The organism is Micromonospora sagamiensis, assembly GCF_014680085.1.
Classification (GTDB): domain Bacteria; phylum Actinomycetota; class Actinomycetes; order Mycobacteriales; family Micromonosporaceae; genus Micromonospora; species Micromonospora inyonensis.
In genome coordinates this window covers 5,625,223-5,651,965 of the sequence record NZ_AP023438.1, presented here as the reverse complement: position 1 = coordinate 5,651,965, position 26,743 = coordinate 5,625,223, and the positions used below count along the sequence as shown (strand labels likewise).

General features: G+C 71.8%; 24 protein-coding genes. 9 read left to right on the top strand and 15 right to left on the bottom strand.

The annotated features are described in order from the left end of the window. Positions 1 to 188: 188 nt before the first annotated feature. Both IGA62_RS24965 and IGA62_RS24960 read right to left on the bottom strand, forming a co-directional pair. Positions 189 to 1,382, bottom strand: a complete 1,194-nt coding sequence (locus tag IGA62_RS24965) for a helix-turn-helix domain-containing protein (RefSeq protein ID WP_145818599.1) — start codon at positions 1,380 to 1,382, stop codon at positions 189 to 191. Then, the gene (locus IGA62_RS24960; protein ID WP_232624765.1) at positions 1,379 to 1,531 is read right to left on the bottom strand and encodes a hypothetical protein; all 153 of its coding nucleotides are present in this window, start codon (positions 1,529 to 1,531) and stop codon (positions 1,379 to 1,381) included. The genes IGA62_RS24965 and IGA62_RS24960 overlap by 4 nt, the downstream gene beginning before the upstream one ends. A gap of 234 nt (positions 1,532 to 1,765) precedes the next feature. On the opposite strand from IGA62_RS24960, the gene IGA62_RS24955 reads away from it, so the two are divergent. Then, positions 1,766 to 2,557: a GntR family transcriptional regulator gene (locus IGA62_RS24955; RefSeq protein ID WP_186499883.1), complete on the top strand. Its 792-nt coding sequence runs from the start codon at positions 1,766 to 1,768 to the stop codon at positions 2,555 to 2,557. 249 nt (positions 2,558 to 2,806) lie between these two features. Continuing rightward, positions 2,807 to 4,117, top strand: a complete 1,311-nt coding sequence (locus IGA62_RS24950; RefSeq protein WP_186499885.1) for an MFS transporter — start codon at positions 2,807 to 2,809, stop codon at positions 4,115 to 4,117. A 65-nt stretch (positions 4,118 to 4,182) separates the two neighbouring features. On the opposite strand, the gene IGA62_RS24945 is transcribed toward IGA62_RS24950, so the two are convergent. From IGA62_RS24945 to IGA62_RS24935, 3 genes are read right to left on the bottom strand one after another with little or no spacing between them, the layout of a single operon-like run. Next, positions 4,183 to 5,472: a glycosyltransferase gene (locus tag IGA62_RS24945; RefSeq protein WP_145818603.1), complete on the bottom strand. Its 1,290-nt coding sequence runs from the start codon at positions 5,470 to 5,472 to the stop codon at positions 4,183 to 4,185. A gap of 45 nt (positions 5,473 to 5,517) precedes the next feature. Beyond that, positions 5,518 to 5,925: a hypothetical protein gene (locus tag IGA62_RS24940; protein ID WP_145816787.1), complete on the bottom strand. Its 408-nt coding sequence runs from the start codon at positions 5,923 to 5,925 to the stop codon at positions 5,518 to 5,520. Next, a complete protein-coding gene (locus IGA62_RS24935) occupies positions 5,922 to 6,752 on the bottom strand; it encodes an IS5 family transposase (RefSeq protein ID WP_145816785.1) in 831 nt (276 codons plus the stop codon). The genes IGA62_RS24940 and IGA62_RS24935 overlap by 4 nt, the downstream gene beginning before the upstream one ends. Before the next feature lie 328 nt (positions 6,753 to 7,080). Between IGA62_RS24935 and IGA62_RS24930 the strand changes: the two genes are divergently transcribed. Then, positions 7,081 to 7,824: a YqjF family protein gene (locus IGA62_RS24930; protein ID WP_145818604.1), complete on the top strand. Its 744-nt coding sequence runs from the start codon at positions 7,081 to 7,083 to the stop codon at positions 7,822 to 7,824. A 44-nt stretch (positions 7,825 to 7,868) separates the two neighbouring features. On the opposite strand, the gene IGA62_RS24925 is transcribed toward IGA62_RS24930, so the two are convergent. Continuing rightward, positions 7,869 to 8,888 carry a hypothetical protein gene (locus IGA62_RS24925; protein ID WP_145818605.1) on the bottom strand — a complete coding sequence of 340 codons (1,020 nt, stop codon included), beginning with the start codon at positions 8,886 to 8,888 and terminating at the stop codon, positions 7,869 to 7,871. A gap of 342 nt (positions 8,889 to 9,230) precedes the next feature. Here IGA62_RS24925 and IGA62_RS24920 point away from each other — a divergent pair, with 342 nt between their 5' ends. The 5 genes from IGA62_RS24920 (at position 9,231) to IGA62_RS24900 (ending at position 15,063) form a co-directional block, all read left to right on the top strand. Next, positions 9,231 to 10,271 (top strand): LacI family DNA-binding transcriptional regulator, encoded by a 1,041-nt coding sequence (locus tag IGA62_RS24920; protein WP_198501106.1) that lies wholly within the window; start codon positions 9,231 to 9,233, stop codon positions 10,269 to 10,271. A gap of 71 nt (positions 10,272 to 10,342) precedes the next feature. Further along, positions 10,343 to 11,968 carry an FAD-dependent oxidoreductase gene (locus tag IGA62_RS24915; RefSeq protein WP_145818606.1) on the top strand — a complete coding sequence of 542 codons (1,626 nt, stop codon included), beginning with the start codon at positions 10,343 to 10,345 and terminating at the stop codon, positions 11,966 to 11,968. A 15-nt stretch (positions 11,969 to 11,983) separates the two neighbouring features. Next, complete coding sequence (locus IGA62_RS24910; RefSeq protein ID WP_145818607.1) at positions 11,984 to 13,258, top strand: ABC transporter substrate-binding protein; 1,275 nt, start codon at positions 11,984 to 11,986, stop codon at positions 13,256 to 13,258. Positions 13,259 to 13,268: 10 nt separating this feature from the next. Continuing rightward, positions 13,269 to 14,231 (top strand): carbohydrate ABC transporter permease, encoded by a 963-nt coding sequence (locus IGA62_RS24905; protein WP_145818608.1) that lies wholly within the window; start codon positions 13,269 to 13,271, stop codon positions 14,229 to 14,231. Further along, positions 14,221 to 15,063 carry a carbohydrate ABC transporter permease gene (locus tag IGA62_RS24900; RefSeq protein WP_145818609.1) on the top strand — a complete coding sequence of 281 codons (843 nt, stop codon included), beginning with the start codon at positions 14,221 to 14,223 and terminating at the stop codon, positions 15,061 to 15,063. The genes IGA62_RS24905 and IGA62_RS24900 overlap by 11 nt, the downstream gene beginning before the upstream one ends. A 99-nt stretch (positions 15,064 to 15,162) precedes the next feature. Here IGA62_RS24900 and IGA62_RS24895 read toward each other — a convergent pair whose 3' ends face one another. Both IGA62_RS24895 and IGA62_RS24890 read right to left on the bottom strand, forming a co-directional pair. Further along, positions 15,163 to 16,944 (bottom strand): vWA domain-containing protein, encoded by a 1,782-nt coding sequence (locus IGA62_RS24895; RefSeq protein ID WP_145818610.1) that lies wholly within the window; start codon positions 16,942 to 16,944, stop codon positions 15,163 to 15,165. Positions 16,945 to 17,030: 86 nt separating this feature from the next. Further along, the gene (locus IGA62_RS24890) at positions 17,031 to 18,308 is read right to left on the bottom strand and encodes a serine/threonine-protein kinase (RefSeq protein ID WP_186499888.1); all 1,278 of its coding nucleotides are present in this window, start codon (positions 18,306 to 18,308) and stop codon (positions 17,031 to 17,033) included. A 221-nt stretch (positions 18,309 to 18,529) separates the two neighbouring features. On the opposite strand from IGA62_RS24890, the gene IGA62_RS24885 reads away from it, so the two are divergent. Beyond that, entirely contained in the window at positions 18,530 to 19,306 is a 777-nt protein-coding gene (locus tag IGA62_RS24885; protein ID WP_269780466.1) for an SIR2 family NAD-dependent protein deacylase, read from the top strand. A 105-nt stretch (positions 19,307 to 19,411) separates the two neighbouring features. Here the strand turns inward: IGA62_RS24885 and IGA62_RS24880 are convergent, their stop codons facing one another. From IGA62_RS24880 to IGA62_RS24850, 7 genes are all read right to left on the bottom strand, one after another. After that, complete coding sequence (locus tag IGA62_RS24880) at positions 19,412 to 20,788, bottom strand: glycosyl hydrolase family 18 protein (protein ID WP_145818613.1); 1,377 nt, start codon at positions 20,786 to 20,788, stop codon at positions 19,412 to 19,414. Positions 20,789 to 20,942: 154 nt separating this feature from the next. Continuing rightward, positions 20,943 to 21,632: a peptide chain release factor H gene (gene prfH, locus IGA62_RS24875; RefSeq protein WP_145822023.1), complete on the bottom strand. Its 690-nt coding sequence runs from the start codon at positions 21,630 to 21,632 to the stop codon at positions 20,943 to 20,945. Positions 21,633 to 21,658: 26 nt separating this feature from the next. Then, positions 21,659 to 22,864 carry an RNA ligase RtcB family protein gene (locus IGA62_RS24870; protein WP_186499890.1) on the bottom strand — a complete coding sequence of 402 codons (1,206 nt, stop codon included), beginning with the start codon at positions 22,862 to 22,864 and terminating at the stop codon, positions 21,659 to 21,661. A 174-nt stretch (positions 22,865 to 23,038) separates the two neighbouring features. After that, the gene (locus IGA62_RS24865) at positions 23,039 to 23,566 is read right to left on the bottom strand and encodes a P-loop NTPase family protein (protein WP_145818614.1); all 528 of its coding nucleotides are present in this window, start codon (positions 23,564 to 23,566) and stop codon (positions 23,039 to 23,041) included. Positions 23,567 to 23,663: 97 nt separating this feature from the next. Further along, positions 23,664 to 24,479 (bottom strand): ABC transporter ATP-binding protein, encoded by an 816-nt coding sequence (locus tag IGA62_RS24860; protein ID WP_145818615.1) that lies wholly within the window; start codon positions 24,477 to 24,479, stop codon positions 23,664 to 23,666. After that, positions 24,479 to 25,582 (bottom strand): FecCD family ABC transporter permease, encoded by a 1,104-nt coding sequence (locus tag IGA62_RS24855; protein ID WP_145818616.1) that lies wholly within the window; start codon positions 25,580 to 25,582, stop codon positions 24,479 to 24,481. Before IGA62_RS24855 ends, IGA62_RS24860 begins: the two co-directional genes overlap by 1 nt. After that, positions 25,579 to 26,733 (bottom strand): ABC transporter substrate-binding protein, encoded by a 1,155-nt coding sequence (locus IGA62_RS24850; protein WP_145818617.1) that lies wholly within the window; start codon positions 26,731 to 26,733, stop codon positions 25,579 to 25,581. Before IGA62_RS24850 ends, IGA62_RS24855 begins: the two co-directional genes overlap by 4 nt. Positions 26,734 to 26,743 lie beyond the last annotated feature (10 nt).

The following is a 26,743-nucleotide window of genomic DNA, read 5'->3' as shown; positions in this document are numbered from 1 at the left end:
ATAGCACAAGGAGAAAGGGGGGTGAGTGGGGTCTCGCTGCTGTCTACGCCGCCGCGAGGCGACTGTCCACGGCCACCTCAGCTGGTGGGACCCGGCCCCGGGGCCGGGCGACGCGGGCGGCGATCTCGTCGAGATCCGGCCCTCGGCCACGGGGCCGGTGACCTGCCGGCGACCGTGACGGGCGTACGTCAGGGTCGGATCAGGCCGATGCTGGTGGCGAGGCGGGAGAGGTCGGCAGGGGTGGGGCCGGCGCGGAGGACGGCAGCCAGGGTGGCGTGGGCGGTGGCGCGAAGGCGTACCTCGGCGGGGGCGATGTGGTCGGCGGCGACGAGGGCACGGCCGGCGGCGTGATGGTCGCCGACGTCGAGGTGCGCCCGGGTGATGTCGATGAGGTGGGCGGCCCGGTGCTCGGCGGGAAGCCGCTGCCACGCGTCGCCGCTGGTGGCGCGCTGGTGCAGGGCGACGGCGAGGTGGTTGTCGCCGAGGCGGGCGGCGGCCAGTGCACGGGCCAGGTCGACCACGACCGGCCCGAACCCGCTGCCGTCGTCGTGGTGCGCGGCATAGGTGGCGGCGAGGTGTGCGGCACGATCGGCCAGGTCGTCCGTGGCGGTGGTGTCCGCGCAGGTGGCGGCGGCGAGGGCGGCCTCGGTGAGCAGGGTTCCGGCCAGGGCGAGGTCGTCCGGTGCGGGCCCGTGGGTCGGTGCCGGGTCGAGCGGTCGTACGGCGGTGGTGGCGACGGTCATCGCCAGCCGGCCCCGGCCGAGCGCACGGAGCGCCTGCGCCAGCGGGATGGCGGCGAGAGCGGTACGGCGTGGGTGGCCGGCGGCGGTGGTCATGGCCCGGTCGGCGGCCAGCCAGGCGAGCTGGGGCTCACCCAGCTTGACCAGCATCTGGGCGGTGAGCTGGTACACCCGCACCAGCAGAGCGGCGTCGGGGCAGCCGGGGTGGCGGGTGGCGGCGAGCAGGCCGGGCAGCATCCGGAGCACCTGAGGGTGGTGGGCGTGCCGGTAGGCGGTCCAGGCGTAGCCGATCTGGCGGTCGAGTTCCGCCGCCGACAGTGGCGGGTCGGCGTCGGGGGTGTCGTAGCGGGCCAGCGCCGCGCGTACCTGCTCCACGGCGGTGGCGGCGTCGGTGATCCGGGTCCGCTGGACACTGCGCCCGACCAGGACGCCGGGAGCGACGCCGAGGGCGGCGGCCACCGTCTCGATCACGGAGAGGCGGTCGAGGGTACGCACTCCCCGCTCGACCTTGTCGACCCAGCTCTTGGACCTGCCGACGCGGTCGGCGAGGACCTGCTGGCTCATGCCCCGACGCACCCGCAGCTGCGCCACCCGCCGGCCGATCGGCAGCTCACGGCGATCGTGGCGGCCCGGCGCGGTCATCGGTCGTCCGCGCGGCGCAGTGCCTCGGTGGACTGCCCGCAGCGCGGGCACCATCGTGACTTCACCCGGAACGCGAGGAGCCCGAGCAGGAACCCCGGCACCAGGCCGCCGAACACGATCATCGGCACGATCTCGGAAACCACCAACACTCTCACTTCCTGCCGAGGCCGTAGGCCACCCACGCCCCGGCATTCGACCGTCCACGGTTGACGAAGAGCGACGGGGAGCTGCTTACGTTGAGCAAGTTATCGCACTCAAAGCGTGATCAGAAGGTAGTAAGTGCGCTTAATTTTCGCGGTGGGGACGACGCCCTTGTTTGCTGCACCCGGGAGGGCATGGTCGACTTGATACACGTGAGTACGTCAAGTCGAAGGGGCCATCCGATGACCAGCAAGGAACCGCCCAACTACCAGCGCGTCGTCGACGACCTGCGCTCGCGGATCCTCTCTGGTCAACTCGGCCCCGGCGACAAACTCCCCACCGAGAAGGAACTCCAGCAGCGGTGGGGCTTCTCCACCACGATCATCAAGCACGCCCTCACCCTGCTCCGCAGCGAAGGACTCATTGAGGGCCGGCGCGGCTCCGGCAACTACGTACGCGACCGGACGCAGCTCGTACGCCGCGCGCACTCCCGAGACATGCGCAAGCGTCTCGGGAGCACCTCGCCATTCGCCAGGGACAGCGAAGCCGCCGGCAAGCAACCGACCTGGGAAGCGAACAGCAGGAGGATCCCCGCCACGCCCCGCATTGCCGGAAGGCTCGGCCTTCAAACCGGCGACCTGGTCATGCACACCACGTACCGGTACCTCGCCGACGGAGTCCCGATCCAACTCGCCGACTCGTACGAGCCGTTGTCCATCACCGGGGGCACGCCGATCGAGTATCCCGAGCAAGGGCCGGTCATCGGGGTCGTCGCTCGCATGGACTTCATCGGCGTGAACATCGACCGGTACGTGGAAGAAGTCACCAGCCGGCCGGCGGTGCCCGAAGAGGCCGACGCTCTCGAACTCGACCGGCGCGGCGGCAGGTGGGTCATCGCAATCGAGCGCACCTACTACGCCGGGCAGACCGCTGTGGAGTTTGCCGACATCGTGTTTCCCGGCGACCGGTACCGACTCATCTACGAAGTACCTGTCGACCCCTGGTCGCCTTCCGCCGATTCCGAGAAGCCCTGACGAACAGTCCAGGCTGGGCAGGCCCCAACCACGAAGCAACAGCCTGAACGATGGCCGTTCCGGTCATGGAAGGAGCATGGACGGCAGCCGGTCTGCATAAGCGCTCGGCGGACTGCCCTGTCGGCGGCCTCGGCGGATGGCCGCACATCGCCAGGGTCACGTGACAGTGAAGCTGAGCTTGGCGCGCACGATTGGATGCGGTTCCCACGCGCCGCCGGCCTGGTCTCGCGACGAGGAGCAGCAGCACACATGACCATTCCCGCCGAGCCCGCCAGCGGTCCCGTCGTCCGGTCACGGGTCCTGGCGGCCGGGCCCGGTGAGGGGCGGTCGAACCGGTCCGGTGACCACGGAACGGACCGGAGGGCGCGAAACCGGTCACCCCTGCCGGCGTTGGCGCTGGGGGCGTTCAGCATCGGCACCGACAGCCTCATCATCAGTGGCCTGCTGGACCGGGTCGCGGCCGATCTCGACGTCTCCCCGGCCTCCGCCGGCCAGTTGATCAGCGTCTTCGCGCTCCTCTACGCGGTGGGCGCGCCCGTCCTGGCGACGGTCACCTCACGGGCGGACCGGAGGCGGCTGTTGCTGGTGGCGTTGGCGATCCTCGTCCTGTCCAACGTGCTCGGGGCGCTCGCGCCGGACTACCGGGTGCTGATGGCCTCCCGGGTGCTGGCGGCCGTCGGATCAGCGCTGTACCTGCCCTGCGCCCTGGCGGTCGCGGTGGCCGTCGCCCCGCAACACCGCCGTGGGCGGGCGATCGCGTTGGTGGCCGGTGGGCTCTCCGCCGCCACCGCGTTGGGCGTCCCGCTCGGGACGCTGGTCGGCGCGGTCGGCGACTGGCGGCTCACGCTGGCCCTGGTGGCCGTCCTGGCGGCCCTGGCGGCGGCCGTCCTGGCCCTGCTCATGCCGCAGGTCGAGGCTCCGCCGGTGGTCACCGTCCGGCAGCGGCTCGCGGCGGCGGCGCACCCGGGGGTGCTGGTCGCGCTGCTGTCGTACATGCTCGTCATGACGGGCGAGTTCACCGTCTTCGTCTTCGTCGCGCCCCTCGCGTCGCAGGTCACCGGGGTCGGTACCGCAGGGGTCAGCGTGTTCCTCCTGGTGTGGGGCATCGCCGCGGTACTGGGCAGCGCCGTCGGCGGCCGGGCCGCCGACGCGGTCGGCGGAACCCGCGCCTACACGATCCTGGTCGCGGTGCTCTGCGCCGGCCTGTGCGCCCTCGCCCTGCTCGCCCTCGTCACGCCTGCGGACTCCCGGGTCACCGTCGGCCTGTTCGCCGTGGTGCTGGCGGTCGTCAGCGTGTCGGCCTGGGGGGTCTCCCCGGCGCAGAACCACCGGATCGCGAGCCTCGACCTGCCCGAGCCCACCGTCGCGATGTCGCTCAACGGCTCCTTCTCCTACCTGGGCCTGTCGCTCGGGGGCGTGGCGGGCGGCCTGGCGATGGAGCACGGCTCGGTCGTCGCGCTCGCCGTCACCGGCGTCGGCGCGGAGGTGCTCGCCCTCGTCCTGCTGGCCGGGTCGGTGGTGCTGCTGCGGCGGGTACGACCGGTGAGCGGCGGACGCTGACCCCGCCGGCGCAGGCGGGGTCAGCGTCGTCCGGGTCCGGGCCGGGAGTCCGTCGGACGGTCCGCTCAGCCGGCGGCGGCTCCGGCGACCTCGGGGGTCGGTTCGACGAGCGGGCCGCGCACGGTCGTGCCGATCCGGTGGGCCTCGGCCAGGATGTGGGCCCGCCACCGCCGCCACAGCGGGGTCATCCGGGAGGTGACCAGGACGACGTCGACCGCGTCGTCGGGCAGCACGGTACGGATGCCGAGGCCGTGGTGGACGGTGTACGCCGGATCGGACGGCAGTCTGCGGAGCACGTCCTCGTCGAAGTCGACGAGGTGGGCGGGCGGAAAGCCGGGCGGCAGGGTTCCGCCGCAGCCGATCACCGCGATCCGGCTGCCCGCCGGGACGGTGTCGCGCAGCTGCGCCAGTTCCGCCGTCACGTCCCGGCTGCGGGCGTAGGTGGTGGCCCGACGGATGGCCGGCAGTTCCTGCCGGAGGTGCCAGGCCCGGGTGTCCTCCAGTTGCGGCAGGTGCCGGCAGAACCACGCCCAGAGCAACTCCATGACCGGCTCGGGGTGCTTGTGCAGGATGATCAGCGCGTTGCTCGAATTGTCGCCCGACGTGTCCCGCTTCTCCCGGGGGTGCGGGGTGTCCACCGCCCACGCGTCGCGGCTGACCTCGAAGGCCAGGCCGTGCCGTTCCAGCCGGTAGCCCAGTTCGATGTCCTCCCCGCCCCAGGAGCGGAAGTCCTCGTCGAACCCGCCCACCGCGTGGAAGTCCGCAGCCCGGACGGAGCAGTTCAGGGACCAGAACAGCTGCCAGGACACCGGGACACGGGAGAGGTCGAAGCCGCACGACGCGAAGGTGGGGTACCGGCCGTCCTGGAAACCGGCAGAGGTGCCCAGCGTACGGACGATCTCCTCCGGCGTACGGGAACCGACCGCGTCGGCCTCCAGCGCGGGGTTCGGGTCGTCGGGCCGGTAGCCGTAGGTGTACCCGAGCACCGCCCGGGGCCGGCCGGGGCGCTGGTGGGCGGCGAGGTGGGCGGTGAGGAAGTCGGGTCCGGGGAGCACGCCGGTGTCGACGAAGACGAGGATGTCGCCGCTGGCGAGCCGGGCGCCGGCGTTGCGGGCGGCGGCGGCGCGAAAGCCCAGGTCGTCCTGGTGGTGGTAGCGCAGTGACAGGCGCTCGGTGAACGCCTCCGCTGTCTCCCGGGTGTCGTCGGTCGATCCGTCGTCGGCGACGACGACCTCGAACCGGGTCCTCGGCATCCGCTGGTCGGCCAGCGCCGTGAGGGTGTGGTGCAGCAGGGCGGAGCGGTTGTAGGTGGGAACGACGACCGAGATCAGTGGCGTTGCGGTGCCAGTGAACATCGTGGGGACTCCTGTGCCGGTGCTGTCAGAGGGCGGTTCGAAGGGTTAGGTCCGTTTCGAGGTGAGGGTGAATACGCCGGGTTCGTCTTCGGTCAGGATGTTGCGGTTGACCATTCGTTTCAGCTTCGCGCGGGTGCTCTCGACGTGGTTCGGTGAGGGCTCGACGTCGAGTGCGATGCAGATGGCTTTGGCTCGCATGCCGGCGGGCGCGGTGGTGAGGACGTCCAGGATCTGCTGGTAGGGGGCGCTGGCGATCGTCGGGTCGTCGGCGGTGAACTCGGCGGCGGTGAGGGCGCGCAGGGTGGTGCGGGTGGTCGTCAGTGCGGCCAGTTCGCCCTCGACGCGGGCGAGGTCGGCGGTGAGGGCGGTGATCTGCTCGCGCAGCCGGTCGGCGGCCTGACCGGCGGTGGTTTCGCGTGCGGTGATCAGGTCAAGGATCACGGTGAGGTTCACCGGTGCCGCCAGGACGGGGTGCTGGTGCCGGTCAGCCGACGCACGATGGTCACCATCGACGCCCACAACGTCCGTGACACCGCCGATTCCGGGCGGCTCTCGTAATCGCGGACGAGACGACGATGCAGCATCAAGGTGCCGTAGGTCTGTTCCACGATCCACCGTCTGCGTACCGGTACGAACCCGGGGCGGGAGTCGGATCGTTTGACGACCTCGACGTCGACCCCGAGGACGGCGCCGTGCAGGGCGAAGTCCTGCTTGAAGCCGGCGTCGACCCAGGCCCGGGCGACCGTCGGGGTGTGTTCGACGACCTTGTCGAGCAGCCGTATGCCGATGGCGTTGTCGGTGACCGACGCGGCGGTCACCACGACCGCGATGATCAGACCGAGGGTGTCCACGGCCAGGCCGCGCTTGCGGCCGGGCACCTTCTTGCCGACGTCCTTGCCGGTCGTGGCGGCCGGGACATGGTTCGCGGCCCGGATCGACTGGCTGTCCAACACGACCGCGGTCGGATCCTCCGCCCGGCCGGCCTTCTCCCTGGCCTGGCAACGCAGCAGATCATGGATCGCCTGGTCCGTGCCGTCGTCACGCCACAGCGCGAAGTAGTAGTAGGTGGCCGACTTCGGCGGCAGGTCGTGCGGCAGGTACGCCCACTGACAACCGGTCCGGTTCTGGTAGAGGATCGCGTTCACGATCTCCCGCAGGTCGTAGTCACCCTGATGCCCCGACACCGAGACCCGCTTGGCCTTCCACGCCCGCAGGAACGGCCCGATCAGCGCCCACTGCGCGTCGGTGACGTCACTGGGGTACGGCTTCCGATCACCCATGACCGGGCTAACGCCGCCCCGGCCCGAAGGTCACGACCGCGATTCACATTCCACGCCATTGAGGGCCGGCTATCAACGGCGGACCCGATCAAAGACCCTCAACCGGACGCACAGCATAGATCAACTCAAAAATCCTCGAACCGACCTCTCAGGGGGTACGGCAGGTGAGGACCCGGCACAGGCGAAGCTCCCGACAGGACAGCAGTCGACCGGGAACCGACGCCCGACCGGGAGCCTCGCTGCTGTCATACCCTGCCGCGATCGGACTGTCCATCGGCACCGGACCACCGCCGGACGGACGCGACGGTCGACACGGCACGATGGACACGTGGACATCGAGCCGATCGCTCCCGCGCCGGGGCGGGCGTTCCGCCCCGCGATCCTCCGGCAGCGGTGGGAGGACGTCACCTTCGTGCACTGGGCGGTGGCGCCGGAGGTCGTCGCGCCCCTGCTGCCCGCCGGCACCCGCCCGGACACCCTCGACGGGGTCAGCTACGTCGGCCTGGTCGGTTTCCGGATGGTCGGGCTGGGCCTGGGACGGGGTCCGGGGGTGCCGTATCTCGGCAGCTTCTGGGAGACGAACGTGCGCCTCTACTCCGTCGACGACACCGGGCGGCGGGCGGTGGTGTTCCGTTCCCTCGACGCGTCCCGGCTGGTCCCGGTGCTGGTCGCGCGGGTGTCCCTGCGGCTGCCGTACCTGTGGTCGGCGATGCGGCTGGACCGCGACGGTGACCGCTACACGTACCTCTGCCGGCGGCGCTGGCCCGGGCCGGTCGGCGCGACGAGCCGGATGACGGTCCGGGTGGGTGGGCCGATCGACGACCCCACTCCGCTTGAGCACTTCCTCACCGCCCGGTGGGCGCTGCACACCCGGGCGTACGGACGGACGCTGCGGCTGCCCAACTGGCATCCGCGCTGGCCGTTGCACCGGGCAGAGCTGCTGCACCTGGACGACGAGCTGGTCACCGCCGCCGGACTACCGGCCCCGGTCGGCCCGCCGGTGAGCGTGCTCTACTCCCCCGGCGTTCCGGTGGTGTTCGGCCCACCGGTCACCCTGCCCCGCCCCGGCTGACGGCAGCGCCTCAGCCGGAGCGGGGCAGGGTCGCGCCGCTCCGGTCAGACGGCGCGGGCGATGCAGATGCGGGCGTCGAGGCGGGGACCGGCCTCGTAGATCATGTAGGAGACGCCGCCGTCGGTGCCGAAGGCGGGCGAGGCGACCCGGCCGTTGTCCGAGGCGATCGGGGAGTGGAAGACACCGAGGTGCACCTCCCGGTCGAAGTTGTTGCCGACCTCGGTGAGACGCATCCGGCCGTCGTTGCCGTGGTACACCACGTACGTGGTGCCGTTGCGGTGCAGCAGGTGCGGCGCGGAGATGTCGGTCAGCCCGTCACCGGACGGGGAGATCAGCGGGTTCGGGGCGAACTGCCACTGGTCCCAGCCGTTCGGCGACCAGCCCCAGAAGATCTTCCGGGTGCCCGGGGCAACGGTGTGCAAGCCCATGAAGAGCATCACGTACTTGTTGTTCTTCCCGGCCACCTGGTGCTCGAAGACCCGGGCGTAGGACGTCTCGGTGGTGTTCGGCACCAGCCTGGTGCTCAGGATCGGGGTCTCGTTGGTGAAGTTGATGCCGTCCCGGGACCGGGCCACCCGGGTGGTGGTGTTCTCACCGTGGAAGTAGAGGAAGAACTCCTGGCTGGACGCGTTCCACACCACGTGCGGTGAGGAGACGTGGCTGACCGTGGTGGTGGGCAGCACCCGGTCGACGATCGGGTTCCCCGGGTACTCGGTGTACGGACCCTCCAGCCGGTCGGCGTAGGCGAGGCAGATGCCGCCGGGCGCGTCGTGCGGGGCGTAGTAGAGGTAGTAGCGGCCCCGGGCGCCGGAGATCTTGTCGTAGACGCCGCGTACGCACGGGAAGATGAACTCCCCGGTCGGGTTGTAGCGCAGCGGTACGGCGAAGGCGTCGCGGACGTACCGGTAGCTGGGGAATCCGGCCGGTCCGGCGAGCGCGGGGGTGCTGGCCAGGGTGCCACCGAGTGCGGTGCCGGCTGCCGTGGCGGTGCCGAGCAGGGCGGCGCCGCGCAGCACCGTGCGGCGGCTCAGCGCGGCCGGTGGGGTCGGGGAGCGGTCGTCCATCTGGTTCTCCGATCGTGAGGGACGCGCGTCGACGGCGGAGTGGAGCCGGGTACGGGGGCGCGGCTCGCGGGGTGGGGCGGTGCGGGGGGGCGCCGCGGTGGCCGGCCGTACCACGATCGCCGGTCACCGTGTGTGAACTGCTGCTCCGGAGTGGAGCGGGCCTGTGGACCATGAGTTTGACGTTGACCATCCGCAACCGTCAAGACACTAATACGAATTAGCACGGCCGAGCGCAGGACAGATTTTCCGGCCGCAGGGCTTGACGTCGGGGTCGAGCGGGACGCAGGATTTCACACCAACGTAGCTAATGCGTATTAGCGCCGAAACGAATGGACACGCAACGTGACCGGATCACGCAGGCGGGTGACCCAGCAGGACATCGCCCGGATGACCGGCGTCAGCCAGGCCACCGTCTCGCTGGTGCTCAACGGTCGTGACGACGGCAGCGTCCGGATCGCCCCCGAGACCAGGGAGCGCGTGCTGCACGCGATCCGGGCCACCGGGTACGTCGCCGACCCGGTGGCCCGACGGCTCGCCGCCCGGCACAACCGGATCCTCGGCGTCTTCACCTACGAGCCGGTCTTCCCCACCGGCACCGGCGACTTCTACCACCCGTTCCTGGTCGGCATCGAGGAGTCGGCCGAGCGGCTCGGCTGCGACCTGCTGCTGCTCACCAGCGCCCCGGTCACCGACGGCCGGCGGCGGATCTTCCACGACGACAACCGGCTGCGCCTGGCCGACGGCTGCGTGCTGCTCGGCCGCTCGCTCGACCGGGACGAGCTGGGCCGGCTGGTCGCCGAGGGGCACCCCTTCGTGTCGGTCGGCCGGCGCGACGACGCGGGCGGGCCGGTGCCCTACGTCGGCGTCGACTACCCGACCGCCACCGCCACCGTGGTCCGGCGTGCGCTCGACGCCGGGCACACCTCGCTGGCGTACCTCGGCCAGGGAGCCGGCCCGGAGTCGCACGCCGACCGGTTGGCCGGCTACCGGGCCGCGCTCGACGCCGCCGGGCTGCCGGCCCGGCACGAGCCCACCGCCGACCGCAGCCCCGCCGACCTGCTCGACACACTGCTCTCCGCGGGGGTCACGGCGGCTGTCGTCGAGGAGTACGCCGACGGCGTCGCCATCGCCTCCCTCGCCCGGGAACGTGGCCTGGCCGTGCCGGGTGACCTGTCCATCCTGGCGCTGGGTGACCCGACCCGGCCGGCGGCCAGCGACATCGAGTTCACCGGCTTCCGCATCCCCCGCCGGGAGATGGGCTGGCAGGCGGTCGAGGTGCTGACCGCACTGCTCGCCGACGTGCCCGGCACGGTCACCCAGCGGCTACTGCCCTGCCAGCCGGTCGACGGCGCCACCCTCGCCCCGCCCGACCCCCGCCCCTGACCGTCACCCCGCCCGCCGGAACCCCGCCGGCGGCCGAAGACCAACCCCTGAGAGGACGGACCGTGCCCGAGATGCAGGCCGAAGTACTGATCGTCGGCGGTGGGCTCGGTGGCGTGGCCGCCGCCCTGGCCGCACTGCGCGCCGGCCGTACGGTGCTGCTGACCGAGGAGTACGACTGGCTCGGCGGGCAGCTCACCAGCCAGGCCGTACCGCCGGACGAGCACTCCTGGGTGGAGCACTTCGGTGTCACCGCCAGCTACCGGGCGCTGCGCGACGGCATCCGGGAGCACTACCGGCGCTGGTACCCGCTGACCGAGCGGGCCCGGCGGACCACCGCGCTGAACCCGGGCGCCGGCCACGTCAGCCGGCTGTGCCACGAGCCCCGGGTGGCGGTCGCGGTGCTGGAGGGGATGCTCGCGCCGTACCGGGGTTCCGGCCGGTTGCGGGTGCTCCAGCCGTACCGCCCGGTGGCCGCCGACACCGACGGCGACCGGGTCACCGGAGTCACCGTCGCCCACCGGCACACCGGCGAGCGGCTGCACCTGAGCGCCCCGTACGTGCTGGACGCCACCGAGACCGGGGAACTGCTCCCGCTGACCGGCACCGAGTACGTCACCGGCTTCGAGTCGCGGGACGACACCGGCGAGCCGAGCGCCCCGGAGAACGCCCAGCCGGCCAACATGCAGGCCGTCTCGGTCTGCTTCGCGGTCGACCACGTCGACGGGGACCACACCATCGACAAGCCGGCGGCGTACGACTTCTGGCGTGCGTACGAGCCGGCCTTCTGGGGCGACCGGATGCTGTCGTTCCGCTCCCCCAACCCGCGCACCCTGGAGATCTCCGAACGCAGCTTCACCCCGAACCCGGACGACGACCCGTGGCTGGTCCAAGCCGACCAGCGGGTCAACCCCGGTGACGGCAACCTGTGGACGTTCCGGCGGATCGCCGCCCGGCGCAACTTCACGCCGGGGACGTACGACAGCGACATCTGCCTGGTCAACTGGCCGATGATCGACTACTTCGAGCACCCGGTCATCGACGTGCCCGACCCGGACGCGCAGATCGCGGCGGCCCGGGAGCTGTCCCTGTCGGTGCTGTACTGGCTCCAGACCGAGGCGCCCCGCACCGACGGCGGCACCGGCTTCCCCGGGCTGCGGCTGCGCGGCGACGTCACCGGCAACGGCGCCGCCGCCACCGGCGGGGACGTCACCCACAGCGGCCTGGCGCAGGCCCCGTACATCCGCGAGTCGCGCCGGATCCGCGCCGAGTACACCGTCGTCGAACAGGATCTCTCCCTGGAGATCCGGGGCGACAAGGGCGCGGTCAGCTACGCCGACTCGGTGGGCGTCGGGATGTACCGCATCGACCTGCACCCCTCCACCGGCGGCGACAACTACATCGACGTGGCCTCGTGCCCGTTCGAGATCCCGCTCGGTGCGCTGATCCCCCGGCGGGTGGAGAACCTGCTGCCCGCCGGCAAGAACATCGGCACCACGCACATCACCAACGGTTCCTACCGCCTGCACCCCGTGGAATGGAACGTCGGCGAGGTCGCCGGCCTCCTCGCGGACTTCTGCCTGGCCCGGCGGGTCACCCCCCGCGCGGTGCGCTACACCCCCGGCCTGCTGGCCGAATTCCAGAACCGCCTCGCCGATTCCGGCGTCGAGCTTCGCTGGCCCGACATCGCCGGCTACTGAGGAAGGACTCCATTGATGAGAATCCGGTTGACGGCCGTCGTCGCGCTCTCCGCGCTGCTCGGCCTGACCGCCTGTGGCGGCTCCGACTCCACCGAATCCGACGGCCCGGTCACCCTGCGGATGACCACCTGGTCGGCGAACGAGGCGCACCTGAAGCTGTTCAACGACATCGCCGCCGAGTACATGGCGGCCAACTCGAAGGTCACCAAGATCACCTTCGATCCGATCCCGTTCGAGAACTACACCACCACCCTCACCACCCAGATCGCCGGTGGCAACCCGCCCGACCTGGCCTGGGTGCTGGAGAACTCGGCCCCCGACTTCGTCAGCTCCGGCGCGCTGGTGCCGCTGGACGACACCCTCAAGGGCACCGAGGGGTACACCTTCGACGAGCTGGCCCCGGCCGCGACGAAGCTCTGGAAGACCGACGGCAAGCTCTACGCGTACCCCTTCTCCACCTCGCCGTTCGGCATCTTCGTCAACACCGACCTGGTCAAGGCGGCCGGCGCCAAGAGCCCGGCCGAGTTGATCGCCGCCGGCCAGTGGACCTGGGCGAACGCGCTCGCCACCGGCGCGGCGGTGAACGCCAAGACCGGCAAGGCCGGTCTGGTGGTGCGCGACTTCGACTACAAGGGCTGGGACAACCTCTCCACCATCTGGACGGGCTGGGGCGCGCGGGCCTGGAGCGAGGACGGGAAGAGCTGCGGCTTCAACTCCCCGGAGATGGTCGAGGCGATGACCGCCCTGCACAAGGGGATCTTCGTCGACAAGGCACTGCCCGGGCCGGGCACCACCGCCGACTTCTTCGCCGGTGAGGCCGGCATGACCGTCACCCAGATCTCCCGGGCGTCCCTGCTCAAGGGGCAGAAGTTCGGCTGGGACCTGGTGCCGCTGCCCGCCGGCCCGAAGGGCGAGTACGCGGTGATCGGCCAGGGCGGCATGGGTGTCCTGAAGAAGGGCAAGCACGCCGACGCCGCCGCCGACTTCCTGGCCTTCCTCACCAACCCCACCAACTCGGCGAAGCTGGCCCAGTTCTTCCCGCCGCCGCGCACCTCGCAGCTCACCGCCGCGACGCTGGCCAAGACCAACCCGCTGCTCTCCCCCGAGCAGTTGCAGAAGGTGGTGATCGACGGCATCGCCAAGGGTGTGGTCAAGCCCAGCCACACCGGCCAGGCCGAGCTGAGCCAAGCGGTGCGCGCCGCGCTGGACCCGCTCTGGAAGGCCGACGCGGACGTCAAGGGCGTGCTGGACGGCGTCTGCTCCTCGATCAACCCGCTGCTGGCGAAGTAGGGACCGGCCGATGTCGGTCCTGACGAGGGACGAGAAGGGGCGGGCCGGTCGCCGGTCCGCCCCCGCCGGGGCGCCGCCCGCCCGGCGGGGCTGGTGGACGTCCCGCCGCCGCGACCAGCTCGCCGGCCTGCTCTTCATCGCCCCGCAGCTGGTCGGCTCGGTGCTCTTCGTGCTGATCCCGCTCGGGCTGGTCTTCTGGTACAGCCTGCACGAGTGGAACGTGCTCGCCGACACCTTCGAGTTCGTCGGCGCGGAGAACTACCGGGCGATGGCCGACGACCCGAACCTGCCGTCGGTGCTGCGGGTCACCGCGCTCTTCTCGATCGGGCTGGTGGCGTTCAACCTCAGCCTGGCCCTGCTGCTGGCGGTGCTGCTCAACCAGCGGCTGCGCGGCACCATCGTGTTCCGGACGCTGTTCTTCTCACCGGTGGTCGTCTCCCTGGTGGCCTGGACCATCGTCTGGGGCTTCCTGCTCCAGGACAACGGCGGCGTCAACGGGGCGCTCGGCGCGGTCGGCGTGGACGGGCCGAACTGGCTGCGCGGCGACGGGACGGCCCTGCTGTCGGTGATCGTGGTCCAGGTGGTCAAGAACGTCGGCCTGAACATGGTGCTGTTCCTCGCCGCGCTCCAGGGCGTGCCGGCGGAGCTGTACGAGGCGGCCCGGGTGGAGGGGGCGAGCGCCTGGACCCGGTTCCGGCGGATCACCATGCCGATGATCAGCCCGACCATCCTGCTGACCTCGATCATCACCGTGGTCGGATCGCTCCAGGTCTTCGCCCAGATCGCCGTGCTCACCCAGGGCGGTCCGGGCACCTCGACCACGGTGCTCGTCTACTACCTCTACCAGCGGGCGTTCCAGTTCCACCAGTTCGGCTACGGGGCGACCCTGTCGGTGCTGCTCTTCCTGATCGTGCTGGTGCTCACCGTCGTGCAGTGGCGGATGCGCAGGAGGTGGGTCTTCCATGAACAGTAGGCTCTCGCCCCGGGCGAAGGTCGCCCTCTACGGCGTGCTCTGCCTGCTCGCCGTACCCTTCGTCTTCCCGACCTGGTGGATGGTCACCTCCTCGGTGAAGCCGATCGGCGACATCTTCGCCTTCCCGCCCTCGCTGATCCCGACCGAGTTCAGTTTCTCGGCGTACCAGCGGGTGTTCGAGCTTCAACCCTTTGCCCGGCAGTACCTCAACAGCGCGTACATCGCGGCCGTGGTCACCGTCGGCACGCTGGCGGTCTCCTCGCTGGCCGGGTACGCCTTCGCCCGGATCCGGTTCCGGGGGCAGCAGGTGCTCTTCGTGGTGGTGCTGGTCGGCCTGCTCATCCCGAGCGAGGTGACCATCGTGCCGCTGTTCCGGATGTTCAACTCGTGGGGCATGGTGGACACCCACTGGCCGCTGATCCTGGTGCCGGTCCTCGGCGCGCCGAGCGTGCTGGCCACCTTCATCATGCGGCAGTTCTTCCTCGCGCTCCCCGGTGAGCTGGAGGAGGCCGCCCGCATGGACGGGCTGGGCCGGTTCGCCATCTTCTGGCGGATCGCCCTGCCGTTGGCCCGGCCGGCGCTCGGCGCGGTGGCGATCTTCACCTTCCTGCACAGCTGGAACCTCTACCTGGAGCCGATCGTCTTCCTCTCCTCGCCGGAGAAGTTCACCCTGCCGCAGGCGCTGACCCAGTTCGTCGACGCGTACGGCGGCCCGATGTGGGACGTGCAGCTCTCGGCGGCGTCGATGACCGCCATCCCGGTGCTGGTGATCTTCGTGATCGCCCAACGGCAGTTCATCGAAGGGCTGGCCCACACCGGCCTCAAGGGCTGATCCGCACCGCGGTCGCACCGCCGCACGGGGGCGGTGCGACCGCGTGCGGCGTTCCGCACCCGCGCGGTGGGCGGCTCCTCGGCACGGGCGGTGGCCCGGTCAGAAGCTGCTGACCAGCTTGACGAACGCCTCGTCGATCAGGGCCGGGTCGGTGGCGTCGAAGGCCTTGCCGGAGGACGCCTTGGCGATCCGGTCCAGCGTGGCGAAGTTGGAGTCCTTGTCGAAGGCGATGCAGAAGACCTTGACGGGCCGGTCCGGGTCCAGCTTCACGTCAGCGAGCAGCCGGGCCAGGTCGTTGTCCCGGTTGTACTCGTTCTTGCCGTCGGTCAGCACGACGACGGCGTTGATCCGCTCCGGGTCGTACCGCTCGGTCAGGTGCTCGTGGGCGGCCCGGACCGTGGCGTAGAGCGCGGTGTTGCCCTCCACGTGCAGGCCGGCGATCCGGCTGTTGATCCGCTTCTGGTCGTAGTCACCGAGGCGGACCTCCTCCCGGTACGGGCCCTCCGGCCGCTTCGACGTCTCGGAGGAGAACGACCAGAGGCCCACCCGGTCCTCCGCGTTGAGCAGCCCGAGCCCCTTGGCCGCCGCCGCCGTGGCGACCTGGAAGCGGGTGCGGTCCCCGACCTTCTTCTCCATCGACCCGGAGGTGTCCAGCGCGATCAGGATGTTGGCCTTCTTCCGCAGCGTGCTCCAGCTGCCGAGCATCGCCTCGACCACCGCCGGGTCCGGCGGCTCGAAGTAGGTCAGGCCGTCGGTCGGCTCGGTGCCGACGCTGGCCAGCAACTCCTTCGGCGCCCGACGCTCGTGGTCCCGGAAGCCGAGCCCGGCGAAGCTGCGTTGCTGGGCGTCCTCGGTCAGGAAGGCGAGGAAGTCGGCCGCCGCCACGCGCTGCCGTTCGTCGGCGGTGGGCAGCACCACGAAGGGGTGGTCCAGGTTGAAGGTGCCCTCCTTCGGGTGGACCGCGACCAGTGGGACGTTCGGCCGGCGCCCCCGGGCCTCGCCCTCCTGCTTCGGGCTCAGCTCCCCCTCGTTGTAGAGGTGGACCAGTTCCTCCTGCATGACGATGGCGCTCATGTCGTCCTTGCTGGCACCGTCGCCGGACAGGTCGGCCTCGGCGAGGTCGCGCAGCAGGTCGACCACGTCGTCGCTGTAGTGCGACACGTTGGCCTCGATCCGCCGGACGAACTGGGTCACCGCCGGGTTCGCGAGGTCGGACCGGGTCAGGTCGCTGGACCGCTGCACGGCGGCGTAGTAGGTGGCGATGGTCGCCGCCAGCCCCGACGTGGAGAGGTTCGGGTTGTCCTTGCCGAAGGTGAACCGACCCCACTCCGGCTTGCCGAAGCCCGCCCACCCCTCCCGCCCGGAGAGGCCGAGGATCTCGCCCCAGCCCAGCGACCCGCGCTGGCGGACCAGCTCGCCCTTGGGCTTGGGCATCGCGATCACCAGCGGGCTGTTCGCGATGGACGGATACTGGTCCGGGGTCTGCGGTGCCCGGCCGGCGGCCTGGTCGAGCAACCGGAGCTGGCCGGTCCAGAGGCTCGACGTCGGCAGCCAGACCTGCGGCACCGGCAGAACGGTGCCGGTCCAGCCGGCGGCCAGCGCCTCGGTGGCCTTGCCCGAGGTCAGACCGCTGACGTGCACCTGGGCGCAGCCGCCGCCGTCGAGCGACCGGTCGCTGGTGTTGTACTTCTCGGCCAGCTCGCCCAGCAGCGCCGACTTCTCGGTGGAGGAGTTGACCTCCAGTTTGACGGTGCAGTCGCGGGTTCGCCCGGTGTCGGCGTCCTGCTGCCGGACGAGCACGAACGCCCCGGCGATGACCAGCAACCCGGCGGTGACCGCAGCGGTGTACGGCAACCACTGTCGAGTGTGGGATGGGGCCATGGGGACATCCTCCTCGGCGACCGGCTGATGGCAGTCAACCTACCGGTCCGGCACCACCTGACCGGTGCCGGAGCCGGCCACACCGGTCAGGGACGGTCGGACCGGCCGCCGAGGGCCACCGCGACCAGCGTCCGGACCAGGTAGACCACGACGAAGGTGGCGGTTCCGGCCGCCAGGGCCGCAGCCGCCGTGCTCGACGCGACGTACCCGGTGGCACCGCCGACCGCGCCCAGGAAGATCGCGGTCGAGATCCCCCAGGCGTCGCCGGCCTCCCGGCCCAGCCGTCGCCCCCAGCCGTCGTCCACCGGGCCGTACGTGTCGGGTACCGGTGCCGTGGGCCGGTCGAGCGACGACGGCCGGGCCTGCGGTGGCACCGTCGGCACCGGCCGGGTCGCCACCGTCGGACGGGTCGGCGCGACCGGTGTGTCCGGTGCGGGACGGGGCAACGGCAGCGGCTGGTTCGGCGTCGGCGCTCCGGCGGTCTCGTTGCCCACCTGGAGCACGGTCTCCGGGCGGAGCGGCGCGGTGACCCTGGCGTCCTGCCCGAGCAGCCGCATCAGCACCTGCTCGGCCTCCGGCCGATCCCCCGGCTCCTTGGCCAGGCACTGTCGGATCAACTCGTCGAGTTCCGGTGGGAGAGGTGGCAGGTCGGGTGGGTCGTTCAGCACCCGGTGCATCACCGCGAAGAGCGAGTCGTTGCCGAACGGCGGCCGTCCACCGGCGGCGTAGGCGATGGTGCCGGCCCAGGCGAAGACGTCGCAGGGTGGGCCGACCGGGTCGTTGCGGAAGCGTTCCGGGGCCATGTAGGCGGTGGTCCCCATCACCCGGCTGGTCACGGTCTCGGTGACACCCAGGGCGCGGGCGATGCCGAAGTCGATCACCCGGGGGCCGTCCGGACCGAGCACCACGTTGTCCGGCTTCAGGTCGCAGTGCACGATGTCGGACCGGTGGATCGCGGCGAGCGCGGTGGCGGTGCCGATGGCGAGCCGGTGCAGCGCGTTGCCGGCGACCGGGCCGTGCTCGCGCACGTGCCGGTAGAGGGTGGGGCCCTGGATGAACTCGCTGACCACGTAGGGCTGCTCCCCGTCCACCTCGGCGAAGAGCACCTGGGCGGTGCAGAAGGGGGCGACCCGGCGCGCGGCCGCGATCTCCTTCATGAACTGCGACCGCACCCGGAGATCACTCAGATCGGCGTTGATCATTTTGATCGCGACCTGGTGCCCCTGGTCGTCCTCGCCGAGGTAGACCACGCCCTGCCCACCGGCACCCAGCCGGCCGAGCAGTCGGTAGGGACCCGCGGTGACCGGATCGTGCGTCCACAGTGGCGCCACCCCCGGCACCGGCGCGCCGGTCAGTCCTGTCATCGGCGACTCCATCAGTGTCGTGTCCCGGCCATCCGGCGGCGGAGGACACGGTTATGGTGCCACGCCCCCACCCGCCGGTGGTGGACGCCCGCCCCGGCCGCGCCCACGCACCCCGGGGGACGGCCCCGGCCGAGAGCCGCCTCCGCCTCGGGCGACCAGGAGCCGGGCGGACGGTAGATTGTCCGGGTGGACGACCTCCTCGCCGAGCCGGGTGCACGACCGTGACGGACCAACCCGCGCGCCGAGCTGCGGAACTGCTCGGACAGGCCCGGCGGGTCGTGGTCTTCACCGGGGCGGGGATGTCCGCCGAGAGTGGGGTGCCCACCTTCCGCGACGCCCTCACCGGGCTGTGGCAGCGGTACGACGCCCAGGCCCTCGCCACGCCCGAGGCCTTCCGGGCCGATCCCGCACTCGTCTGGGGCTGGTACGAGTGGCGTCGCCACGCCGTACGACTGGCCCACCCGAACGCGGGGCACCGGGCCGTGGCCGCGATCCAGCACCGGGTCCCGGGCACCGTCCTGATCACCCAGAACGTCGACGACCTGCACGAACGCGCCGGTTCACCCGCCCCGGTCCACCTGCACGGCAGCCTGTTCGCCCCCCGCTGCTCGGCCTGCGCCCGTCCGGCACCGGTGTCGGACGACGCGGAGGGCGAGCCGGTGGACGGCCGGCGGGTGCCCCCACCCCGTTGCGCGCACTGCACCGCTCCGGTTCGACCCGGCGTGGTGTGGTTCGGCGAGGCGCTGCCCGGGGCGGCCCTGGACGCGGCCGTCGAGGCGGCGTCCTCCTGCGACCTGCTGCTGACCATCGGCACGTCCGGCCTGGTGTACCCGGCGGCCGAGATTCCCCAGGTGGCTGCCCGCCTGGGTGCCGCCGTGGTCCAGGTCAACCCGGAGGAGACGCCGCTGGACGGGGTCGCCGAGGTCAACCTGCGGGGCCCGGCGGCACGGGTGCTCCCCGCCCTCGTCGACGCCGTGTGGGAAGGCGCGGACGGGTGAGGCCGCGCCGGGCGGCCGGGACGACGGATCCGGGTCAGGCTCCCGGTGGCGGGAACGCGTGACCCCGGCCGCACCGGGCGGGCGCAGCCGGGGTCACCGCTGTGGTCAGGCCGGCAGGCGCCACACCTGGTTGGCACCGCCGAAGCAGTCCCAGATCTGCAACCGGGTGCCGTTGGCGGAGCTGTTGTCGGTGGCGTCCAGGCACCTGTTCGACTGCGGGTTGCGCAGCGTCCCGTTGGACTGGGCCTGCCACACCTGGGCACCGGTGCCGTTGCAGTCCCAGAGTTGGACCTTCGCCCCGTTGGCGGTGGAGCCGCTGGTGACGTCGGCGCACTTGCCGAGGGCACGGAGGGTGCCGTCGGTGGCCACGGTCCAGGTCTGCGCGGCGGTGCCGTTGCAGTCGTAGAGCTGGACGGCGGTGCCGTTGGCGGTGCCCGCCGCGGCGACGTCCACGCACTTGCCACCGATGCCGGTGATCGGGCCGGTCCGCCCCGGCGGCGGTGTGGTGCCACCCATGACGGTGTCGTAGATCGCGCTGACCAGGGAGGTCGAGCCCGTGGTGTCCTGGGAGAGTTCCCAGTTCATCATCCCGCCGGCGTTGGCCAGCGCCCACTGGGTCTTGCGCTTGACGGTCGGGATGCCGTTGTAGCACTGCTGGACGCCGCCGACCGTGGTGCAGTCCCGGTTGGCGTTCGCCGGGTCCATGCCGACCAGCGCGGAGTAGGTGTAGTAGCCCGGTCGGCTGTAGAAGGGCACGCCGAGCACCGCCTTGCTGGCGGGCAGGCCGCGTGCCTTCCACAGGTTCACCGCGTTGATCGACCAGTCGTAGTTGGCGTGCGGGCTGCCGCCGTCGTACGCCATGATGTTCAGCCAGTCGACGCTGCCGAACACCGAGGTCGGCACGCCCTGCACGTAGTAGCCCTCACTGACGACGGCGGCGGTGAGCAGCTTGCCCCGGCTGCGCAGGGCGCTGCTCAGCTGGGACATGAGCAGGCTGTAGTTGGTGGCCGAGGCGCCGGGGTCCGGGTACTCCCAGTCCATGTCGACACCGTCGAGGTTGTACTGGTTGACGAAGTTGACCACGTTGGTGACGAACGCGCCACGGGTGCCGGCGTTGGCGGCGAGGGCCTCGAACGCCGAGTCGTCGCCGTTGTTCCAGCCACCGATCGCGATGGACACCTTGACGTTGTTGGCGTGCCCGAGCGACACCAGGGTGGAGAGCTTGCCGGGGTTCTCCACCGCCCGCAGGCTGCCGTCGCTGTTGGGCAGCACGAACGCGTAGTTGATGTGGGTCAGCTTGGTGTACTGGACGGCGTTGACGTCGCCGCTCCAGGACGGCATGTAGCCGACGCTCCGGAAGTTGTTCGGCAGCACGGCCGCCTCGGCGGGGGCCGAGGTCAGGGTGAGGGTCGCGGCGGCGGTGGCCAGCGCGAGCAGGCCGGCGGCCAGGGCCGGCCGGCGGCGGGGACGCGGTGAGGACATCGAGGGCCTTCCCGTGGGTGGGACGCCGTGCCGCCACGGCCGGCGCTGGTCGGCCAGGCACCGGTCGGGCGTACGGGCGGGACAGGGACGGTCTTCCTCGAGGCAGCCAAATCCTAAGGAGTATTAACTATTGTCGTCAATGACGCTTGTCGATCTAACGGGTGGCGGCACCCCGGGTCCGTACGGGCTGCGGGCGGGCCCGTCCGGTCGACGCCCGGTCCGGGCCGGGCCCGGTGTCCGGTCGTTCGACCCGCACGGGGTCGCCACGCACGAGTTCGTCGTGGATCCGCCAGCGGGCGGTGGTGACGGTCCGGACCGCCTCCCGGTCGTCGCGCTCGATGCGCTGCCGGAGCAGTTCCAGGGCGAGACGGCGGTTCTGGCTGAACTGCCGCTCGGTGTCGACCACGACGACCAGCCCCGAGGGGCGGTGGGTCGCCCGCACCGCCGTGCTGGCCTTGTTCCGGTGCTGCCCGCCCGGCCCGCCGGTACGGCACCCGACGACGTCGACGTCCGACTCCAGGAAGGGCGTCCGTGGCGCGTCGACCTCGCACGGCCGGGCGACGACGTACCAGTTCTTGCGGCCGGCACCCGCCCGGTAGGGGCTCGGAGCCTGCCAGCACAGGGTCCCGGTCCAGGAGCCGACGAACTGCCCGGTCCCGTCTCCCGAGACCCGCAGCAGGACCGACCGGTGGGTGCCGGGTCGGTCGCCGGGGACGGCCTCGACCCGGCGGACGGCCAGGCCCCGCCGGGTGGCGTCGGCCTCCAGGCGACGCACGAGTTGAGTGACCGCCCAGGCACACTCCTGCGGTCCACGTCCGGCCGAGAGGAGCAGGTGGTGGTCGATCCGACCGGGACGGGCCCCGGCCGCGCTCACGACCGGCCCCGTCCGCGCCGGTGGTCGCGTCGCCGGTCGGGTCGCGTGTCGCTCCTCGGCTGGTCGGCCGTCTTGTAGGTGACCAGGGGAACCGTCGAGGCGACCGAGGTGGCCAGACCGTGCTCGGTGAGGTCGGCGATCACCTGCTCGATCCGCTTGTACGCCGTCGGTGCCTCCTCGAAGAGCAGTTGCCGGTCACCGCAGACCACCAGCGAACCCACCGGCGTCCGGCGCAGTTCCTCGACCGTGTGCTTGGCCCGGCCCCGGCGCAGGGCGTCGGCGCGGGACATCTTGCGGCCCGCACCGTGGGCCACCGACCAGTTGGCCTCCGGCCCGGCGTGCGCGGCCACCAGGTAGGAGCAGGTGCCCCGGGTGCCGGCGACCAGGACGTCCCGGCCGTCCCCCGGGGCGGCGCCCTTGCGGTGCAGGTAGACGCCGTCCCGGATCTCGACGAGGTTGTGGCACTGGTCGACGATCGGGGCGGTCGGCCGGGCGCCCAGGGCGTACGCGACCCGGGCCGCGATCAGCCGGCGGTTGAGCGAACCCCAGCGCACCGCGGCGTCGTGCCGGGCCAGGTACCCGGCCGGGTCGGCGGCGGGACCCGCGCCGTACCGCTCGGTGTGCGCCCGCAGGATCCGCTCCCCCAGGCCCCGGGAACCGCTGTGGACGATGAGCACGACGTCACCGGCGGCCAGCCCGAGCCGGGCGGTGTGCCCGGCGTCGAGGACCTCCCGGATCCGGGCCAGTTCGACGAAGTGGTTGCCGCGCCCCACCGTCCCCAGACCCTCGACGTGACCGGCGGGGATGTCGCCGTCCACGACGGACCACGCCGGGTCGTCGGCGTCCCGGTCCGGGTCCAGCGCGCGGTCGAGGTCGGGGAACCGGCCGGCGAGCTGCTCGGGCACGACACGCTTCAGGTCGACGGGGAAGACGGCGATGCCACACCCGATGTCGGAGCCCACCAGGTGCGGGTACAGCACGGTCGAGGCCATGGCCGCGCCGATCGGGGCACCCTTGCCGGGGTGCAGGTCCGGCATGCCGGCGACGTGCCGCATGCCGTCGAAGGCCGCCACCTGGTGGCACTGGGTGACGGCGTCGGACTCGATCCAGCTTCGGGGGCCGGCGAAGACGGTGACCGTGGCGGTTGCCGGGGTCGGGACGGACGACGGCAGGGACCCCTGCCGGGGCTGGTGCTGTGCCAAGACGACGCTCTCGTTCGGGGAGAAGGGGAACGGACGGCACGACGGCTCCCCCGGACGGCGCGGTTCGGCGCGGCGGGGAGGGTCGGCTCAACGAGGTGGTGTCCGTCAGAACGTCATGGCCCCACCGTGGCGGAAGCCGGCCCGCACGACAACTGGTTTTTCCGTCTGCGCGGCCTACCGGGGCAGGTCGGCCAGCCACCGGTCCAGGGCGGCCGGGGAGCGGAACAGCAGGACCGGTGGCCCGGACGGGTCGGCCTGCCAGGCCCACATCCGCCGCCGGGCCCGGCCGTACGCGGTGACGTGCCACACCAGGACCGAGTCCCGGGAGAGCACGCTGCCCAACGACTCGCGGTTGCCGTTGCAGATCTCCTCCCCGGTCAGCACCCGACGGACGGTGCGGCGCAACAGGCGCCAGAAGGAGAGCCAGCGTGGGTAGTCCAGGCCGACGACCAGGTCGGCGCAGGCCAACGGCACGTCCCGCCAGCCGTGGTACGCCCCGTCGAGGATCCACCGGTCACGCCGGCAGATCGCCTCGATCCGGCTGCGCTGCTCCGCGACCGGCACCTCGACCCAGCCGGGTTGCCAGAGCAGGTCGTCGACCGGGTACCACGGCAGCCCGAGACGGTCGGCCAGCCGGGCGGCGAGGGTGGACTTGCCGGCCCCGTACACGCCGTAGACCAGGATGCGGGCCGGTTGGCTCATCGCGGCAGCGTACGGCACCTGCGCACGCGCCGCCGGACGCCCGGCGGCGGGACGGTCCCCGGACGACCGGGCGGGCCCGGACGACCGCCACCGCCGTTCAGGACGCGGACGGCTGGTGGTCGGGCCGGGCCCGCCCGGTCACCGGGGAGCCGACGCCGGCCGGGGCGATGGTGACGTCGGCGATGGTGGTGAGCGCCCCGACCGAGGGGTAGAGCCGGGTCACCAGGTCGGTGGTGACCGTCTCCCGGGGCGTCCCGTCGGCGAGCAGCCGCCCCTGGCGGCCCAACGCCACCACCCGGTCGCAGAACCACAGCACGTGGTTCGGCTCGTGGGTGCAGACCAGCACCGCCCGGCCGGCGCGGGCCAGATCGCGCACGGTGCGCCAGACCCACATCTGGTTGCCGAAGTCGAGGCTGGCGGTGGGTTCGTCCAGCAGCAGCACGTCGCAGTCCTGCGCCAGGGCGCGGGCGATCAGCACGAGCTGACGCTGCCCACCGCTGAGGGTGTGGTAGTGCCGGTCCCGGTCGGCGGCCAGACCGACCTGCGCCAGCACCCGCTCGCAGACCTCGACGTCGCGCCGCCGGGGGCCGAACACCCCACCGAGGTGCGGGGTACGGCCCATCAGCACCATGTCCAGCACGGTGAACGGGAACGGGTTGGTGTGCTGCTGCGGCACGTACGACACCCGGCGGGCGACCTCGGCGGGGCGCAGCCGGCCCAGGTCGACGCCGTCGAGGGTGACGGTGCCGGTGTGCCGCAGGTGCCCGAGGAGGCACCGGTAGAGGGTGGACTTGCCGCTGCCGTTCGGGCCGAACAGCGCGCACAGCTCACCGGCCCGCAGGTCGAGGTCGATGCCGTCGAGCACCGGCCGATCGCCGTAGGCGAAGGAGAGTCCCCGTACCCGGAGGGTCATCACTGCGCTCCCAGGAAGGTGGACCGGGTACGCAGCAGGTAGACCAGGTACGGCGCCCCGAGGATGGAGGTGATGATCGTGATCGGCACCTCGCCGGAGTGGATGGTCCGGGCGATGTCGTCGCAGACCATGACGAAGACCGCGCCCAGGGTGGCCGACAGCGGGATGACGAAGCGGTGGTCCGGCCCGACGAGCAGCCGGGCGGCGTGCGGGACGAGCAGCCCCACCCAGGCGATGATCCCGGACACCGAGACGGCCAGTGCGGTCAGCGCGGTGGCCAGGACGATCACCCACCGGCGCAGCGGTTCGGGGTCGACACCGAGGGACCGCGCCTCGTCGTCGCCGAGGCTGAGGATGTTCATCCGCCAGCCGGCCCGCCAGAGCAGCAGGCACCCGAGCACCGAGGCCGGTACGACGACGGCGACGTCGCTCCAGGTGGCCCGGTAGAAGCCTCCCATGATCCAGAAGACCAGGCGGCGGAGCTGCTCGTCGGTGCCGACGTACTGGAAGAGGGAGAAGATCGCGGAGAAGAACGAGCCGACCACCACCCCGGCGAGGATGAGGGTGACGGTGGGGCGCTCCCCGCGTACCCGGGAGAGGCCGTAGGTCAGCCCGACCGCGACCATGCCGAAGACGAAGGCCATCACCTGCATCGACAGCGGCACGTCCACCATCACGGACACGCCCGCGCCGAACGCCGCCCCGGCGCTGACGCCCAGGATGAACGGCTCCACCAGGGGGTTGCGGAAGGTGCCCTGGTAGGCCGCCCCGCTACAGGCGAGTGCGGCACCGACGGCCCCGGCGAGCAGCACCCGGGTCAGCCGCAGGTCCCACACCACGGCGTCGTGCAGGTTGTTGGTGTCGTCGGTCAGTCCGACCCGGGCGGCGAGCACGGCCAGCACGTCGCCGACCGGGACGACGTACGCGCCGACCATGATGGAGACCACCGCCACCACGCCGACGAGCACGGTCGTGGCGGCCAGCAGCAGGATGCGGACGCGGTCGCCACGCGCGGCGGTGGGGGCGGGGGTGCCGCCGCCCTCTCCCCGCGCCGGCGGGCCGGACACCGGGGAGAGGACGGCGCGGGGTACGGACGGGGTCACCTGACCTCCAGGTCCCCGACGTACTTCTGCGCCTCGATGGCCTCCCGGGCCCGCTGCTCGTCCATGCCGTAGACCTCGCGGTAGAAGGCGACCTCCTCGGCGGCGACGTCGACGTCGGCGAAGCGGTCCGGATACGCCAGCTTCGCCATCTTCAGCAGGGCGATCGGGGTCTCCACGGTGGCGCGCCACTCGTCGTAGCCGAGCGCGACGAGGCGCTTGTTCCTGATGGCCCGCATCTCGCCGAGGTTGGCCCAGTTCAGGCCGGCGTGCCGCCCGGCGTGGATCAGGGCCGGGTCGAGGTAGCCCTCGTGTCCGGCGACCACCATGGCCTCCGGGTCGAGGGCGAGCAGCTTCTCCTCGGAGACGGTGACGAAGGTGCCCGCCCCGGCCACGTTGCGGGCTCCGACGATCTCGGTGAGCAGGTACGACTGGATGCTCTTCGTACCCATCACGTTGTTGATCGTGGCGAAGTACGCCACCGGGGTGCGTTCGGCGGCCGGGATGTCGCGGGTCCGGGCGGTGACCTTGTCCAGGCCGGCCTGGAGCCGTCCGACGAGCTTCGCGGCCTCCGCCTGCTTGCCGAAGACCGCACCGGTGATGGTGATGTGTTCCCAGGCGGTCCGGATGTCGGGCTTGTCGAAGTTGGACGGCGAGAGGAGGACCACCACGGGCACGCCGAGGGACTCGATCTTGTCGATCACCTCCTGGTGCAGGGTCCGGTTCTCCTGGCTGGCCACCCAGGCTTCCAGGAACACCACGTCGGGCTCGAGGCCGACGAGGCGCTCGTAGTTGACCCCGCTCCACGGGGAGCCGAGCGCCTCGGCCCGGTCGATGCTGGGTACGAGCTTGGCGCGGTAGCCCATCTTCTTCGTGGCGGTGTCGACGCCGACCAGGGTGTCCTCGACACCGAAGATCCGCATGGATTTGGTGATCAGACCTTCCCACTCCAGCACCACGACGCGCTTCGGGTCGGCCGGCACCTCGACGGTCCGCTTCCAGTGGTCGGTGACGGTGACCGGCTTCGCGGTCGACCCGGCCGAGGTGGCCGCGCTGTCGGAGCCGCACCCGGCGAGGGTGAGGCCGAGGACGAGCGCCAGCAGCCCGGCGAGTGCCGCACGGGGACGGCGACGGGCGATGTTCGGGACGTTCATCGGTACCTTT

Bases quoted from the DNA above. Each gene is read 5' to 3' on its own strand.
- IGA62_RS24965 (WP_145818599.1), bottom strand. From the start codon at position 1,382: ATGACCGCGCCGGGCCGCCACGATCGCCGTGAGCTGCCGATCGGCCGG.
- IGA62_RS24955 (WP_186499883.1), top strand. From the start codon at position 1,766: ATGACCAGCAAGGAACCGCCCAACTACCAGCGCGTCGTCGACGACCTG.
- IGA62_RS24950 (WP_186499885.1), top strand. From the start codon at position 2,807: ATGACCATTCCCGCCGAGCCCGCCAGCGGTCCCGTCGTCCGGTCACGG.
- IGA62_RS24945 (WP_145818603.1), bottom strand. From the start codon at position 5,472: ATGTTCACTGGCACCGCAACGCCACTGATCTCGGTCGTCGTTCCCACC.
- IGA62_RS24935 (WP_145816785.1), bottom strand. From the start codon at position 6,752: ATGGGTGATCGGAAGCCGTACCCCAGTGACGTCACCGACGCGCAGTGG.
- IGA62_RS24925 (WP_145818605.1), bottom strand. From the start codon at position 8,888: ATGGACGACCGCTCCCCGACCCCACCGGCCGCGCTGAGCCGCCGCACG.
- IGA62_RS24915 (WP_145818606.1), top strand. From the start codon at position 10,343: ATGCAGGCCGAAGTACTGATCGTCGGCGGTGGGCTCGGTGGCGTGGCC.
- IGA62_RS24910 (WP_145818607.1), top strand. From the start codon at position 11,984: ATGAGAATCCGGTTGACGGCCGTCGTCGCGCTCTCCGCGCTGCTCGGC.
- IGA62_RS24905 (WP_145818608.1), top strand. From the start codon at position 13,269: ATGTCGGTCCTGACGAGGGACGAGAAGGGGCGGGCCGGTCGCCGGTCC.
- IGA62_RS24900 (WP_145818609.1), top strand. From the start codon at position 14,221: ATGAACAGTAGGCTCTCGCCCCGGGCGAAGGTCGCCCTCTACGGCGTG.
- IGA62_RS24895 (WP_145818610.1), bottom strand. From the start codon at position 16,944: ATGGCCCCATCCCACACTCGACAGTGGTTGCCGTACACCGCTGCGGTC.
- IGA62_RS24890 (WP_186499888.1), bottom strand. From the start codon at position 18,308: ATGACAGGACTGACCGGCGCGCCGGTGCCGGGGGTGGCGCCACTGTGG.
- IGA62_RS24880 (WP_145818613.1), bottom strand. From the start codon at position 20,788: ATGTCCTCACCGCGTCCCCGCCGCCGGCCGGCCCTGGCCGCCGGCCTG.
- IGA62_RS24865 (WP_145818614.1), bottom strand. From the start codon at position 23,566: ATGAGCCAACCGGCCCGCATCCTGGTCTACGGCGTGTACGGGGCCGGC.
- IGA62_RS24860 (WP_145818615.1), bottom strand. From the start codon at position 24,479: ATGACCCTCCGGGTACGGGGACTCTCCTTCGCCTACGGCGATCGGCCG.
- IGA62_RS24850 (WP_145818617.1), bottom strand. From the start codon at position 26,733: ATGAACGTCCCGAACATCGCCCGTCGCCGTCCCCGTGCGGCACTCGCC.